The 14,532-nt window shown below is 70.7% G+C and carries 11 protein-coding genes, 1 tRNA gene and 1 pseudogene; 9 read left to right on the forward strand and 4 right to left on the reverse strand.

Annotated features, from left to right (window positions below):
• Together ACOJSN_RS13895 and ACOJSN_RS13900 are read left to right on the forward strand one after the other, a co-directional pair.
• On the forward strand, positions 1-186 hold a 186-nt coding region (locus ACOJSN_RS13895; protein ID WP_420113095.1), incomplete at its 5' end, for a hypothetical protein.
• 7 nt (positions 187-193) lie between these two features.
• Positions 194-631 carry a methyltransferase family protein gene (locus tag ACOJSN_RS13900; RefSeq protein ID WP_420113096.1) on the forward strand — a complete coding sequence of 146 codons (438 nt, stop codon included), beginning with the start codon at positions 194-196 and terminating at the stop codon, positions 629-631.
• A 74-nt stretch (positions 632-705) separates the two neighbouring features.
• Here ACOJSN_RS13900 and ACOJSN_RS13905 read toward each other — a convergent pair.
• Positions 706-779 (reverse strand) — tRNA-Leu (locus ACOJSN_RS13905).
• Positions 780-928: 149 nt separating this feature from the next.
• Here ACOJSN_RS13905 and ACOJSN_RS13910 point away from each other — a divergent pair.
• From ACOJSN_RS13910 to ACOJSN_RS13925, 4 genes are all read left to right on the forward strand, one after another.
• The gene (locus ACOJSN_RS13910) at positions 929-2,608 is read left to right on the forward strand and encodes an ABC transporter substrate-binding protein (protein WP_420113097.1); all 1,680 of its coding nucleotides are present in this window, start codon (positions 929-931) and stop codon (positions 2,606-2,608) included.
• Between the two features lie 88 nt (positions 2,609-2,696).
• Positions 2,697-3,701 carry an ABC transporter permease gene (locus tag ACOJSN_RS13915; protein WP_420113098.1) on the forward strand — a complete coding sequence of 335 codons (1,005 nt, stop codon included), beginning with the start codon at positions 2,697-2,699 and terminating at the stop codon, positions 3,699-3,701.
• Entirely contained in the window at positions 3,698-4,660 is a 963-nt protein-coding gene (locus tag ACOJSN_RS13920) for an ABC transporter permease (protein ID WP_420113099.1), read from the forward strand. The genes ACOJSN_RS13915 and ACOJSN_RS13920 overlap by 4 nt, the downstream gene beginning before the upstream one ends.
• A complete protein-coding gene (locus tag ACOJSN_RS13925) occupies positions 4,657-6,369 on the forward strand; it encodes a dipeptide ABC transporter ATP-binding protein (protein WP_420113100.1) in 1,713 nt (570 codons plus the stop codon). Before ACOJSN_RS13920 ends, ACOJSN_RS13925 begins: the two co-directional genes overlap by 4 nt.
• 3 nt (positions 6,370-6,372) lie before the next feature.
• Here ACOJSN_RS13925 and ACOJSN_RS13930 read toward each other — a convergent pair whose 3' ends face one another.
• The 3 genes and pseudogenes from ACOJSN_RS13930 to ACOJSN_RS13940 all read right to left on the reverse strand — a co-directional run bounded on the left by ACOJSN_RS13930 (position 6,373) and on the right by ACOJSN_RS13940 (position 9,668).
• Positions 6,373-7,743: an NAD(P)/FAD-dependent oxidoreductase gene (locus ACOJSN_RS13930; RefSeq protein WP_420113101.1), complete on the reverse strand. Its 1,371-nt coding sequence runs from the start codon at positions 7,741-7,743 to the stop codon at positions 6,373-6,375.
• A gap of 72 nt (positions 7,744-7,815) precedes the next feature.
• Positions 7,816-8,658 (reverse strand): annotated as a pseudogene (locus ACOJSN_RS13935) (uracil-DNA glycosylase).
• 185 nt (positions 8,659-8,843) lie between these two features.
• Complete coding sequence (locus ACOJSN_RS13940; RefSeq protein ID WP_420113102.1) at positions 8,844-9,668, reverse strand: nucleotidyltransferase domain-containing protein; 825 nt, start codon at positions 9,666-9,668, stop codon at positions 8,844-8,846.
• A gap of 137 nt (positions 9,669-9,805) precedes the next feature.
• On the opposite strand from ACOJSN_RS13940, the gene ACOJSN_RS13945 reads away from it, so the two are divergent.
• From ACOJSN_RS13945 to xdhC, 3 genes are read left to right on the forward strand one after another with little or no spacing between them, the layout of a single operon-like run.
• The gene (locus ACOJSN_RS13945) at positions 9,806-11,233 is read left to right on the forward strand and encodes a xanthine dehydrogenase small subunit (protein WP_420113103.1); all 1,428 of its coding nucleotides are present in this window, start codon (positions 9,806-9,808) and stop codon (positions 11,231-11,233) included.
• Positions 11,230-13,605 (forward strand): xanthine dehydrogenase molybdopterin binding subunit, encoded by a 2,376-nt coding sequence (gene xdhB, locus ACOJSN_RS13950; RefSeq protein WP_420113104.1) that lies wholly within the window; start codon positions 11,230-11,232, stop codon positions 13,603-13,605. Before ACOJSN_RS13945 ends, xdhB begins: the two co-directional genes overlap by 4 nt.
• Before the next feature lies 1 nt (position 13,606).
• Entirely contained in the window at positions 13,607-14,419 is an 813-nt protein-coding gene (gene xdhC / locus ACOJSN_RS13955; protein WP_420113105.1) for a xanthine dehydrogenase accessory protein XdhC, read from the forward strand.
• Positions 14,420-14,532 lie beyond the last annotated feature (113 nt).

A 14,532-nucleotide genomic window follows, 5' to 3' on the forward strand; every position in this document is an offset into this window, starting at 1 on the left:
GGCGCCACGTCGCTGGCCCCCGAGGAACTCGCCGAGGCGTTGGGGGTCGAGGTGGGCTCGCTGCACAGTGGCGACGTGATCCTGGTGGCGGCTCCGTACGGCTACTTCTCGAACACGCACCCCGACCTCGGGATCAAGGTCGGCGAGGCCACGTTGGTGATCGTCACGATCGTGAGCGCGTTCTGAGACGACGATGCGCCCCTATCCCCCTCTGATCTACAGCGGCGGGCTGCTGCTCGCGCTGGTCGGCCATCTGCTGCACCCGCTCGCGTTGCCCTCGGCGGTCTGGGTGCGGCTGCTGGCGGTCGTGCCGTTCGCGGTCGCCGTCGTGCTGGTGGTCGCCGCCGAGCGTGAGTTCGCTCGCGCCGCGACGCCGATGTTGCCGTTCCGAGACGCGTCCGCGCTGATCACCTCCGGACCGTTCAGGTTCAGCCGGAACCCGATCTACGTGGCGTTCACGCTCATCGTGCTAGGCGTGGCGCTGGCGACCGCCAGCTGGTGGCCGGTGCTGTCGCTGCTGCCGGCGCTGCTCGTGATCACCTCGGTGATCCGCGGCGAGGAGGAACGGTTGCGCCGCATCTTCGGTGACGAATACCTCGAGTACTGCCGCCGGGTGCGCCGCTGGATCTGACCGGGGCTCGGTGCCCATGGTCGGGGTTCTTCGCGCAATCGGTGCTGCGCCGGTAGGCCTGGGCGGGCGCACCGTGCCCCCACCGGGGCTCGAACCCGGACTGGGCCGATTTTAAGTCGGCTGCCTCTGCCGATTGGGCTATGGGGGCGTCTGTGAGGGTAGCCGGATGGCGGCCCGGGGCGATGTATCGGGCATGTTGCAGTTCGGTCAACATCCCGACATTCGGACACGAGGCGCCCTCGCGGCCGTCTAGTGTGACGTGGCCGAGCGAGACCCGCTCGCACGCGAAGGAGCAACATGCGACGAACCCTCCGATGGGCCGCGACCGCCGTAGCCGCCGCCCTCATCCTCACGAGCTGCGCCTCGCAGCGGGACAACGACGACCCCACGGGCGAGGGAGGCGAGGACACCGGCGGCGGCGGGACCAGCGTCGGCGACGCCACGTTCACGTTCGCGGCGTCAGCGAACCCCGGGTCGCTCGACCCCGCATTCGCCAGTGACGGTGAGTCGTTCCGGGTGGCGCGACAGATCTTCGAGGGCCTCGTCGGGACCGTTCCCGGCACGGCCGACCCCGCTCCGCTGCTGGCCGAGGACTGGGACGTCAGCGACGACGGCCTCGAGTACACCTTCCACCTCAAGGAGGGCGTGCAGTTCCACGACGGCACGGACTTCAACGCCGAGGCCGTCTGCTTCAACTTCGAGCGATGGAACAACTTCACCGGCGTGGCCGCGACCGAGAGCCTCTCGTACTACTGGCTCAAGGTGAACGGCGGCTACGCCGAGGATGGCAACGGCAAGTACGACTCGTGCGAGGCAGCCGACGCCGCGACCGCGATCGTGCGGCTCTCCTCGCCGCTGCCGGAGTTCGTGGCCGCGCTGTCGCTGCCCGCGTTCTCGATGCAGTCGCCCACGGCGCTCGAGGAGTACGGAGCCGACGACGTGCAGGGCGCCTCGGACGCTCCGGTGCTGCCGGAGTACGCGCTCGAGCACCCCACGGGCACCGGACCGTTCGTCTTCGAGTCCTGGTCGCCGGACGAGCAGGTCGTGTTGACCGCGAACCCCGACTACTGGGGTGAGCAGGGTCAGGTGGGCCGCGTGGTCTTCCCGATCATCAGCGACCCGACCGCACGCCGGCAGGCGCTCGAGGCGGGCGACATCGACGGCTACGACCTCGTGGGCCCGGCCGACGTGGTCGCGCTCGAGGAGGACGGTTTCGAGATCGTCGACCGTGACGCCTTCAACATCCTCTACCTGGGCATGAACCAGGCTGCCGAGGGACTCGACGACCTCACCGTCCGCCAGGCGATCGCGCACGCGATCGACCGCGAGGCGCTCGTGGCCGCCACACTCCCCGAAGGCACCGAGGTCGCGACGAACTTCGTGCCGCCGTCGGTCGTCGGCTACAACGACGACGTCATGCAGTACGAGTACGACCAGGACCAGGCGCGCAGCCTGCTCGAGGAGGCCGGCTACGGCCCGGACAACCCGCTGACGCTCGACTTCACCTACCCGACCAACGTGTCACGGCCCTACATGCCCACACCGGAGCAGGTGTTCGAGCGGATCGCAGCCGATCTCGAGGACGTCGGGATCACGGTGGAGGCCACGCCGCTGACGTGGAACCCGGACTACCTGGACCGCGTCCAGGGCGGACCCGACCACGGCCTGCACCTGCTGGGTTGGACCGGTGACTACAACGACACGTACAACTTCATCGGTGTCTTCTTCGGCCAGGCCTCGCCCGAGTGGGGCTTCGACAACCCGGAGCTGTTCGAGATGATCGGCGACGCCCGCGTGCTGCCGGACATCGACGAGCAGACGGTCGCCTACGAGGAGGCCAACGCGGCACTGCTGGAGTTCCTCCCGGGCCTGCCGATCGCGCACCCGGTGCCGTCGCTGGCCTTCCGTGAAGGCATCGTGTACCCGGCCTCGCCGGTCCAGGACGAGGTCTACAACCTCGTGGAGCTGCCGGAGTGACCTTCACGGCACGTCCGTGAGGTCCATCGCTCGACCGCCGGCGCCGCATCCGTGGCGCCGGCGGTCGCGGCAGAACGTGTGAGGTTCCGTGCTGAGGTTGATCGTGCGCCGGCTGGCGCTGCTCGTCCCGACGCTGTTCGGTCTGACGATCCTGCTGTTCCTGTGGGTGCGGGCGCTGCCCGGCGGGCCTGCGCGCGCGCTCCTGGGCGAACGCGCCACCGAGGACGCCATCGCCCAGATCAACGAGCTCTACGGCTTCAACCGGCCGCTTCATGAGCAGTACTTCCGCTACCTGGGCCAGCTGCTGCAGGGAAACTTCGGCACGTCCCTCACCACGCGCCGCCCCGTGCTGGAGGAGTTCGCCAACCGGTTCCCCGCCACCCTGGAGCTGACGATCTGGGCGATCGCGATCGCCGTGGTGGTCGGCATCGGGCTCGGCTACCTCGCGGCCCGCAAGCACGGCTCGTTCCTCGACAACATCGCCGTGGTGGTGTCGCTGCTCGGGGTCACCGTTCCGGTGTTCTTCCTGGCGTTCATGCTCAAGTACGTGTTCGCGGTCCAGCTCAACTGGTTCGCCAGCACCGGCAGGCAGTCGAGCAACATCAATGCGACGCACTACACGAACCTGTATGTCCTCGACGGCGTCCTCACCGGTGAGTTCGACGCCGCCTGGGACGCGATCCTGCACCTGGTGCTACCGGCGTTGGCGCTGGCGTCGATCCCGCTCGCCATCATCGCCCGCATGACGCGCGCCTCCGTCATCGAGGTACAGGGCTCGGACTACGTGCGCACCGCGATGGCCAAGGGGCTGCGCCCGAAGCGGGTGCGCAACCGGGTGCTGCTCCGGAATGCGCTGCTGCCGGTCTCGACCACGATCGGGCTGCAGGTCGGCCTGCTGCTGTCCGGAGCGGTGCTCACCGAGACCGTGTTCTCGTTCCCCGGCATCGGCGGTTTCCTCGCCAATGCCATCTACAACGCCGACTACCCCGTGCTGCAGGGCTTCATCATCATGATCGCGCTGGTGTACGCCCTGGTGAATCTCGCCGTCGACATCTCGTACGGCCTCATCGACCCGCGACTGAGGACACGATGACCGCGACCCTCCCCCCGGCCGAGCCGCCGAGCGAGCCGGACGCTCCACCGGAGCCCGGCACCGGACGCACGACACAGGAGACCAAGAGCGACAGCGCCAGCGTGTGGACGCAGGCCTTCCGTCGCATGCGCCGCAACCCGATCGCCATCATCGGCGCCGTGATCGTGCTGGCGTTCGTGATCATCGCGCTGCTGGCACCGTGGCTCGCTCCCTATCCCGCGCAGGCGACCCCGGGCCGGGACCTGATCCGGCCGACGATGATCCCGGGCCCGTCGGCGGAGTTCCCGCTCGGGCTGGACCGCTTCGGCAGCGACGTGCTCAGCCAGTTGATCTGGGGCGCGCGCGCCTCGCTGATCATCGGCGTGGTCTCGACCCTGCTGGGGTTGTTCGGCGGTGTGGCTGTGGGCCTGCTCGCCGGCGCTTTCGGAGGCTGGGTGGACACGCTGGCGATGCGGTTCGTCGACCTGCTGCTGGCCATCCCGTCGCTGCTGCTCGCGGTGTCGATCGCCGCGATCGCGGGGCAGAACAACTCCTCGATCATCATCGCGATCGGCGTGGTGCAGATCCCGATCTTCGCGCGGCTGCTGCGCGGGTCGATGCTGCAGCAGCGCAACCAGGACTACGTGCTCGCCGCGCGCTCGCTCGGGCTGACCCGCGGCACCGTGACGATGTCGCACGTGCTGCCGAACTCGCTCGGTCCGGTGATCGTGCAGGCCACGCTCGTGCTCGCCACCGCGATCATCGAGGCGGCCGCGCTCTCGTTCCTCGGGCTCGGTGGCGGACGTCCGACCGAGGCCGAGTGGGGGCGCATGCTTACACAGGCGCAGAACGAGCTGTCGATCGCGCCACAGCTCGCGATCCTGCCGGGTCTGTGCATCTCGATCACGGCACTCGGGTTCACCCTGCTGGGCGAGTCGCTCCGTGAAGCGCTCGACCCGCGGCTGAGGAGGCGGCGATGAGCGAGGGCGCACTGCTGCAGGTCCGTGACCTGGAGGTCACGTTCACCACCGACACCGGCACGGTGGTCGCCGTCAGCGGCGTCAGCTTCGACATCCGTGAGGGACAGACGGTCGCCGTGGTCGGCGAGTCGGGCTCCGGCAAGTCGACCGTCGCGGCCGCGGTGCTCGGGCTGCTGCCCAGCAACGGCTCGATCACGGCAGGCACCGTGACACTGCAGGGCACGCAGCTGAGCGGGCTGTCGCCGCGGCGGATGCAGCCGCTGCGCGGGCGTGTGCTTGGGCTCGTGCCGCAGGATCCGATGACCAACCTCAACCCGACCGCCACGATCGGCCGGCAGCTGATCGAGACGCTGGAGGACACCGGCACTGCCGCGGGCGCGCAGGCTCGTGAGCGCGCGACCGAGCTCCTCACCGAGGCAGGCATCGGGCAGGCCGAGGAGCGGTTGCGCGCCTATCCGCACCAGTTCTCCGGCGGCATGCGCCAGCGCGCGCTCATCGCGATCGGGCTGTCGGCCTCGCCTGAGCTGCTCATCGCCGACGAACCCACGTCCGCTCTCGATGTCACCGTGCAGAAGGTCGTGCTCGACCAGATGGAGGAGCTGACGACGGCGCGGGGCACCGCCGTCATGCTCATCACCCACGATCTCGGGCTGGCCGCCGAACGGGCCTCGAACGTACTGGTGATGTACCGCGGTGAGCTGGTCGAGTCGGGGCCGGCGTTGGAGCTGCTCACCGACCCCCAGCACGAGTACACGAAGAGACTGCTGGCGGCTGCGCCGTCGCTCGCCTCCCGACGCATCCAGATCGCCAAGCAAGCAGGCGTCGAGGGCGCGGTGGAGGGCGAGGACCTGCTCTCGGTGACCGACGGGCACGACGAGCCCGCCCAGGAGGCGCAGGACGAGCCGCTGATCCGGGTCGAGAACCTGCGCAAGGTGTTTCCCGGTGCGCGGCGCGGGCTGTTCGGGCGCGAGCCCGATGTGGTGGCGGTCGACGACGTCAGCTTCGACATGCATCGCGGCAGCACGGTGGCGATCGTGGGCGAGTCCGGCTCGGGCAAGTCGACGGTCGCGCGCATGCTGCTGCACCTGCTGGAACCGACCGACGGGCAGGTGCTGCTCGAGGGCGAGCCCGTGCAGGTCGGTACTCAACGCGAGGAGATCGCGTTCCGCCGCCGCGTGCAACCGGTGTTCCAGGATCCGTACTCCTCACTCGACCCGTTGTTCACGGTGTTCCGCACGATCGAGGAGCCGCTACGCGCGCACGCCTTCGGGAACCCGAAGGAGCGAGCGGCCCGCGTGTACGAGCTGCTGGACCAGGTGGCGCTGCCGCAGAGCATGGCGCGCCGCTACCCCGCCGAGCTCTCCGGCGGCCAGCGGCAGCGGATCGCGATCGCACGGGCCCTGGCACTGCAGCCTGAAGTGGTGGTCTGCGACGAGGCGGTCTCCGCGCTCGACGTCATCGTGCAGTCACAGATCCTGCACCTGCTGGCCGAGCTGCAGGAGCGCCTCGGCCTGACCTACCTGTTCATCTCCCACGACCTCGCCGTGGTGCGGCAGATCGCCGATCACACCTGCGTCATGGAGAAGGGCAGGATCGTGGAGCAAGGCCCGACCGATCGCGTGTTCGACTCACCCGAGCAGCCCTACACCCAGCGTCTGCTCGCCGCGATCCCGGGCCGAGACCTGGAGCTGGCGGTCCCGGGCACCTGAGGTTCAGCCGGCTGGTGTCTTCGAGCCGGACTTGCTCGTCGCCTGCCCGCCGCCGGCCGCCGCAGTGAACTCGGCGCGCGGCGAAGAGAAGGCGCCGAGCGCGACCATCTCGCGGCGGAACAGCAACGCCGTGGTCCAGTCGAGCACGATGCGGACCTTGCGGTTCAGGGTCGGCATCGCCCACATGTGGTACGTCCGGTGCATGAACCAGGCGAGCGGGCCGCGAAGCTTGATCCCGAAGGTCTGCGCCACGCCCTTGTACAGCCCGAGCGAGGCGACCGTGCCCAGGTTGGCGTGCTTGTAGTCGACGAGCTCCTCGCCCACGATCAGCCTGGCCAGGTTCTGACCGAGGTGACGACCCTGGCGAACGGCGTGCTGCGCCGTCGGGGCACAGGTGCTCCCCGGCTCGCCGGCGAGGTCAGGCACGGCGGCGCAGTCTCCTGCCGCCCAGGCGCCCTCGATCACCTGACCGGACTCGTCGACCACCTGCAGCGTCGCGTTCGTGCGTACGCGCCCGCGCTCGTCCAGCGGCAGGTCGGTGAATCCCAGCGCGGGGCTGGCCTTGACCCCCGCGGTCCAGACGAGGGTGTCGGACTCGAAGCGGTCCCCGTCAGAGGTCTCGATCAGACCGCCCACGCACGACTCCAGCCGGGTGTTCAGCTTGAGGTCGATGCTGCGGGCGCGTAGCTGCTCGAGCGCGTAGCCGCCGAGCTCCTCCCCCAGCTCGGGCAGGATCCGGCCCATCGCCTCGATGAGCACGAACCGCAGGTCCTCGCGACGGATCGAGTCGAAGTCCTTGCAGGCGGTGCGCGCCATGTCCTCGACCTCGCCGAGTGCCTCGATGCCGGCAAAGCCGCCACCGACGAACGTGAACGTCAGCAGTCGACGGCGCAGCTCGGGGTCCCACGTCGAGCTCGCCGCCTCCATCTTGCCCAGCACGGCGTTCCGCAGCGCGATCGCTTCCTCGATCTGCTTGAAGCCCATGCCGTGCTCGGCCAGCCCCGGGATCGGCAGCGTACGCGCCACGGCGCCGAGCGAGGTGATCACGTGATCGTAGGAGATCGAGTACGACTCGCCTTCGAGCGGGGTGATCTCGGCGACGCGGTTCGCATGGTTGAGGGTGCTGACCCGGCCGGACAGGATCGTGCAGCTGCGCAGCGTGCGGCGCAGCGGCACCACCACGTGCCGGGGCTCCAGGTAGCCGGCGGCCGCCTCGGGCAGGAATGGTTGATACGTCATGTACGAGCGGGGGTCGACGACGACGATCGCCGCCTCGCGTCTGCCCAGCCGCTGCCGCAGCGACAGCGCGGCGTACAGGCCGACGTAGCCTCCCCCGAGGACGAGGATGCGGGGTACCTTCCGGGCCTTGATCACCCTTCAAGATTAGGCGAATCGTGCTCTTGCGAAATGTGGGTTTGACCACGTGGATCTGATCGCGTGCGCCACTCAGCGCACGCGATCCGCCTGGCGCAGGACGCCGTCGAGCATCTCCTCGGTCAGCCTGCCGGTGAAGGTGTTCTGCTGTGACGGGTGGTAGCTCCCGATCACGGCCACCCGGCGTCCCTGCGGCGTGGTGACGGCCGTCTCGGCCCCGTGACCGAACGCGGGTCGCGGCCGTGGGACCGCCCAGCCGAGCTCGGCGAGCGCTGCGAACGTGGCCTGCCACGCGATGCCACCGAGGGCGAGCACCGCCGTGACCGACGGCGTCACCACGGTGATCTCGCGGTGCAGCCACGGTGCGCAGGTGTGCCGTTCGACCGGCGTGGGCTTGTTGTCCGGCGGGGCGCACCGCACCGCGGCGATCACGCGTGCGCCGACGAGCGTGAGCCCGTCACCGGCGTGGATCGACGTCGGCTGGCTGGCGAACCCGGTGCGGTGCATGGCGGCGAACAGCCAGTCCCCGGAGCGGTCGCCGGTGAACACGCGGCCGGTGCGGTTGGCGCCGTGCGCAGCGGGTGCGAGTCCGATGACGAGCAGCCGTGGGCGCGTGTCGCCGAAGCCGGGCGCGGGGCGGCCCCAGTAGGGCTGGTCCGCGAACTAGCGGCGCTTGGTCTCCGCGACATCCTCACGCCACGAAACCAGACGCGGGCACGACTCGCACACGCTCACGCGGGCGTCGAGCGTGGACAGATCAGCGGCCTCGCCCGCAAGTGCGACGACCCGCCGCTCGTCGCGCGCGACCGGGGTGGCCGCGTCGGCCGGGTCCTCGGGCCACCCGGTCCCGGGCGGCACCGGTGAGCCGAACGCCGCCCCGGTCGCCGGATGCGGGAGCACCTCCTGGCCTCGCATCCCGCCACGCTATCCCCGCCCGCTGCCACTCCCACCCCTTCAGCGGCGACTCCAGTCCCACCTCGTGGCAAGGGTGGTGGCTCCAGTCCCACCTCCTGGCGAGGGTGGTGACGCCAGTCCCACCGCGCGGCGTCCCGTGGGACCACACTCACCACCCTCACCGTGACATGGGACCGCACTCACCGCTACCCGGGGACGGCGGGCGAGGTGTGGATGACCGAGGCAACCACGGCACGCGCACGGCTGATCGCGGCGGCGGGATCGCTCACCACGGCGGCGAGCGCCTCCTGCACATCCTCGGCGAAACCCGCGGGCGCTCCGGGTTGCGCAGCCGCCACCTGGATCAGCCCCTTCTCGTTGGTCACCCAGCGGCCGGCGCGGGCGCAGATCGCGTGTGCCGCGAGCAGCAGCGCTCGCGAGAGCAGCAGCGCGACGTAGGCGGGATCGCCCCGGTCCGCGACCTTGACGGCACCACCGGCGAGGAACTCCGCCTCCCAGATTCCCTCGGTCACCGTGTCCGCAAGCGCGGGCGGGTACGCCTGGTACTCCGCACGGCGCCGCGCCAGCTCACCGGTGGGGTCGATCAGCACCCGGCTGAGCGCCACTTCGCCCGGGTACGCGAGGTCGGGCACGCCCAGCGGGTGCCCGGTCTGCACGTGGAACTCGTTCTCACCGCGGGTGACCCGTTGCCAGCACGCGTCCACACGGTCGAGGTCGCGATAGAGGAGATCCACCGGTGCGCCGTCGATACGGAGCCAGCCGCCGCCGTCGACCCAGGGACCCCAGCCGCCGTGGCCGGTGACTGCGGCTTCCGGGCCGGCGACCTCGCGGGCGAGCGCGCCGAGCGCGGTGACGTCGATCTCACCGCGGTAGTACAGGCCGAGATCGGTATCGGAGTCGGGCTTGCCCTCGCCGCGGCCTCGGCTCCCGCCGAGCGTCACGCCCACGATGCCCCCGATCTCGGCGAGCCGACCGGCGAGGGCGAGCATGGCGTCATCGTCGAAGCGCATCCCGTGAGGCTACCCAGGCCGGGCGCGGGTGTGTAGATTGTTTGTTCACCACGCGCCGTTCGCATGGCCAACCGGACGTGGGTCGACCAGCTTCAACCATGCGCGGGCAATGACGCACGGGTGGAAGGAAGCGGGTCATGAGCGTTCCGATCGAGGCCTCGGTCAACGGTCGCGCGTGCCCGCTCGGCGATGTCAGCGGCGCCACGAGCGCGCTCGACTGGCTGCGCGCCCAGGGCCTGACCGGCGCCAAGGAGGGCTGCGCCGAGGGTGAGTGCGGTGCGTGCTCGGTGCTCGTGGCGCGCGCCGACAAGGGCGGTGGCACCCGCTGGACCGCCATCAACTCGTGCCTGGTGCCCGCGGCTGCGCTCGACGGCGCTGAGGTGATCACCTCCGAGGGCCTGGGCAGTCCCGGCGACCTGCACCCCGTGCAGCACGAGATGGCGATGCGCGGCGGCTCACAGTGCGGCTACTGCACGCCCGGTTTCGTGTGCTCGATGGCGGCCGAGTACTACCGGCCAGACCGGCGCGAGGGCGAGGCTTCCGCCGAGTGCGGGGCGAACGGCTTCGACCTGCACGCCCTCTCGGGCAACCTCTGCCGATGCACGGGCTATCGCCCGATCCAGGAGGCCGCCTTCGCGCTCGGGTCCGTGCCCGACGGCGACCGGCTGGGTGAGCGTCGGGCCTCACCCGCGCCCGTGGTCCGGTCGACCATGCTCGACGGCGAGCACGCGTTCGCCCGGCCGGCTCACCTGGGTGAGGCGCTCGACGCGCTCGCATCGACCGAGGGCGCGGTCCCGGTCGCGGGTTCGACCGACTGGGGTGTCGAGGCGAACCTCCGACACCGGCGCGCGCCGCTGCTGGTGGCGATCGATCAGCTCCCGGAGCTGCGGGCGCTCGAGATGGGCGAGCACAGCATCGAGATCGGCGCGGCGCTCACGCTCTCGGAGATCGAGCGCGGCCTCGGCGGCGCGGTCCCGCTGCTGGACGAACTGGCCGTGCAGTTCGCGTCCCGGCTGATCCGCAACGGGGCAACCCTGGGCGGCAACCTCGGCACTGGATCCCCGGTCGGCGACGCGCCGCCGGTGCTGCTCGCGCTGGGGGCCACGCTGGTGCTGACCTCGATCCGCGGTGACCGGGAGGTGCCGCTGGCGGAGTACTTCACCGGGTACCGCGAGTCGGTGCGGACAGCCGACGAGCTCATCCGTTCGGTGCGGATCCCGCTGCCGCTGCTGCCGCGTTCCAGCTTCCTCAAGGTGGCCAAGCGCCGGTTCGACGACATCTCCTCGGTGGCGGTGGCGATCGCCGCGGACCTGACCGGCGGTGTGGTGCACCAGGTGCGGATCGGTCTCGGTGGCGTGGCAGCGACTCCGCTGCGCGCGCTCGCGACCGAGGAGGCGCTGCGGGGCCGGACGTGGGACGCGGGCACGGTCGCCGACGCCGCCGCGGTGCTTGCCGGCGAGGGCACCCCGATGGACGATCACCGCGCGAGCGCCCGCTACCGCGCCGCGATGCTCGAGCAGAGCTTGCTCCGGTTCTACGACGCCGCGGCGGAGGGAGGAGCATGAGCAACGCGTTGGCCGACACCCCGGAGGGCGCGGTAGTCGGCATCGAGATCCCGCACGAGTCGGCCACGCTGCACGTGACCGGTGCGGCGCTGTACACCGACGACCTCGTGGGCCGCACCCAGGGCGTGCTGCACGCCTGGCCGGTGCAGGTGATGCACGTGCACGCGCGGGTCACCGCCATGCGGGTGGAGCCGGCGCTCGCGGTGCCGGGTGTGGCGCGCGTGCTGACCGCTGCCGACGTGCCCGGGATCAACGACGCCGGCGTCAAGCACGACGAGCCGCTGTTCCCCACCGAGGTCTGCTACATGGGCCACGCGGTGGCGTGGGTGCTCGGTGAGACCCCCGAGGCGGCACGACTGGGTGCCGAGGCGGTCGAGGTGGAGGTCGAGGAGCTGACGTCGATCGTCACGGTGCGCGAGGCGATCGACGCCGGTTCCTACCAGGGTGCCGCGCGCACGGTCTCGCGCGGCGACGTCGAGGCCGGGCTCGCGGCGGCAGCCCATCGGTTCTCCGGCGAGCTCGAGATCGGCGGCCAGGAGCACTTCTACCTGGAGACGCACGCGGCGCTGGCGCTCGTGGACGAGGGCGGCCAGGTGTTCGTGCAGTCGAGCACGCAGCACCCCTCCGAGACACAGGAGATCGTGGCGCACGTGCTCGGGATGCGCAGCCACGAGGTCACCGTGCAGTGCCTCCGCATGGGCGGCGGGTTCGGCGGCAAGGAGATGCAGCCGCACGGCTTGGCCGCGGTAGCCGCGCTGGGCGCGACGCTGACCGGCCGGCCGGTCCGGGTGCGGCTGACCCGCCCGCAGGACATGACGATGACCGGCAAGCGCCACCCGTTCCACGCCAGCTGGGAGGTCGGCTTCGACGACGCGGGTCGGATCCTCGCGCTGCGCGCGGAGCTGACTGCCGACGGCGGCTGGAGCCTCGACCTGTCGGAGCCGGTTCTGGCTCGTGCCCTGTGCCACGTCGACAACGCGTACTGGGTGCCGAACATCGAGCTGCACGGGCGGGTCGCGAAGACGAACAAGACGTCACAGACCGCATTCCGTGGCTTCGGCGGTCCGCAGGGCATGGCGGTGCTGGAGGACCTGCTCGGGCGGCTCGCGCCGGCGCTCGGCCTTCAGGCCGACGAGCTGCGCCGTCGAAACTTCTACGGGCCGGGTCAGCATGCGCCGTACGGGCAGCCGATCCGGCACGCCGAGCGGATCACGGAGATCTGGGAGCGGGTGCGCGCGACCAGCGACTACGACGGGCGGAGCGCTGCTGTTGCCGCCTTCAACTCCGCGCACGCGCACGTGAAGCGTGGGCTGGCGATCACGCCGGTGAAGTTCGGCATCTCCTTCAACTTGACCGCCTTCAACCAGGCCGGAGCGCTGGTGCACGTCTACAAGGACGGCTCGGTTCTGATCAACCACGGCGGCACCGAGATGGGCCAAGGGCTGCACACGAAGATGCTGCAGGTCGCCGCCACGGCGCTGGGTGTGCCGCTGGGCTTCGTGCGCCTCGCACCCACACGTACCGACAAGGTGCCGAACACCTCGGCCACGGCGGCCAGCTCGGGCGCCGACCTCAACGGAGGCGCGGTGCAGGATGCATGCCGGCAGATCATCGAGCGGCTACGGGGCGTGGCGGCAGCGACGCTCGGGGTGCACGGCCACGACGTTCGGTTCAGCGGCGGCATGGTCACAGCACTGGGCGGCGGCGCCGCTCTCACCTGGGCCGAGGTGATCGCCGACGCCTACACGCAGCGCGTCTCGCTCTCTGCCGCCGGCTACTACCGCACCGAGGGGCTGCACTGGGACGCCGAGCGCATGCAGGGGTCACCCTTCAAGTACTACGCGTACGGGGCTGCGGTCACCGAGGTGGAGGTCGACGGCTTCACCGGTGCCTACCGAACCCTGCGCACCGACATCGTCCATGACGTGGGCGACTCGCTCTCCCCGCTGATCGATCGCGGCCAGGTCGAGGGCGGCTACGTGCAGGGCGCAGGCTGGTTGACGCTGGAGGACCTGCGCTGGGACGGCTCCGACGGCGCCGGTCGCGGCCGCCTGGCCACACAGGCCGCCAGCACGTACAAGCTCCCCTCGTTCTCGGAGATGCCTGAGGACTTCCGGGTCGAGTTCTTCGCGCGCGCCCACGAGAGCGGGGTGGTCTACGGCAGCAAGGCGGTGGGTGAGCCGCCGCTGATGCTGGCGTTCAGCGTGCGGGAGGCGATCCGGCAGGCGTGCGCCGCGTTCGGCCCGGCGGGGCACTGTGTCGACCTGGCCTGCCCGTCCACGCCAGAAGCGGTGTTCTGGGCGATCGAATCGGCACGGGCAGAGATGCGCGTCGCACTCTCGACCACCACGCCGGCCCACGTGGAGGCATGAGATGGACTGGATCGAGGCGGTCACGCACCTCCGGTCCGAGGGCGTCGCGCACGTGCTCGTCACCGTGATCGACGTCCGCGGTCACGCGCCGCGCGAGTCGGGCACCAAGATGGTCGTCTCCGGCACAGCCTCCTGGGGCAGCATCGGTGGCGGCAACATGGAGATCACCGCGGTCGAACGCGCACGGGCGCTGCTGCGTGAGCGGGCCGACGCACCCGAGATGATGGATGTCGGGCTGACCGAGCATGTCAGCACCGAGCACGGCCGCCAATGCTGCGGCGGTCAGGTGCGGCTGCTGCTGGAGCCCATCGGGGTCCGCCAGACCGTGGTGCTGTTCGGACTCGGTCATGTGGGCCTCGAGCTCGCGAGGATCGCCTGCCGCCTCGACATCGCGCTGCACCTGGTGGACTCGCGACCCGAGATCCTCACCCCCGCGCAGCGCGCAGACCTGCAGGGTGGCCACGCGTCGGTGCTGTTCCATCACCCTGCTGCACCCGAGACCGTGCTCACGACACCGGGCCTGCTGCCCGACGACGCCCACGTGCTCGTCCTCACCCACGACCACGCCGAGGACATCGCGATCTGCGACATGGCGCTGCGCCGCCCGCTCGGCTCGATCGGGCTCATCGGGTCCCGCGCCAAGTGGGGGAGGTTCCGGCTGCGGTTGCACCAGGTCGGCCACGACGACGCCGCGCTCGAGCGCATCACCTGCCCCATCGGCGTCGGCGACATCACCGGCAAGCACCCCGCCGTCATCGCCGTCAGCGCCGCTGCCGACCTGCTCCGCGTGCTGCAGAAGGCGCAGGCACGCTGATGCCCGCCATCTCGCCGCACCTCCTCCCCCGGCCGCACCTCCCCTCTCCCCGCCCTCGCCAGCCACGAGTTCGTACCAACGGTGCGAGTTCGTACCGTCGGGGGTACGAACTC

The sequence above is a fragment of the Pseudactinotalea sp. genome, assembly GCF_048594945.1.
In the GTDB taxonomy this organism is placed as follows: domain Bacteria; phylum Actinomycetota; class Actinomycetes; order Actinomycetales; family Beutenbergiaceae; genus Pseudactinotalea.

Bases quoted from the DNA above. Each gene is read 5' to 3' on its own strand.
- ACOJSN_RS13900 (WP_420113096.1), top strand. From the start codon at position 194: ATGCGCCCCTATCCCCCTCTGATCTACAGCGGCGGGCTGCTGCTCGCG.
- ACOJSN_RS13910 (WP_420113097.1), top strand. From the start codon at position 929: ATGCGACGAACCCTCCGATGGGCCGCGACCGCCGTAGCCGCCGCCCTC.
- ACOJSN_RS13920 (WP_420113099.1), top strand. From the start codon at position 3,698: ATGACCGCGACCCTCCCCCCGGCCGAGCCGCCGAGCGAGCCGGACGCT.
- ACOJSN_RS13925 (WP_420113100.1), top strand. From the start codon at position 4,657: ATGAGCGAGGGCGCACTGCTGCAGGTCCGTGACCTGGAGGTCACGTTC.
- ACOJSN_RS13940 (WP_420113102.1), bottom strand. From the start codon at position 9,668: ATGCGCTTCGACGATGACGCCATGCTCGCCCTCGCCGGTCGGCTCGCC.
- ACOJSN_RS13945 (WP_420113103.1), top strand. From the start codon at position 9,806: ATGAGCGTTCCGATCGAGGCCTCGGTCAACGGTCGCGCGTGCCCGCTC.
- xdhB (WP_420113104.1), top strand. From the start codon at position 11,230: ATGAGCAACGCGTTGGCCGACACCCCGGAGGGCGCGGTAGTCGGCATC.
- xdhC (WP_420113105.1), top strand. From the start codon at position 13,607: ATGGACTGGATCGAGGCGGTCACGCACCTCCGGTCCGAGGGCGTCGCG.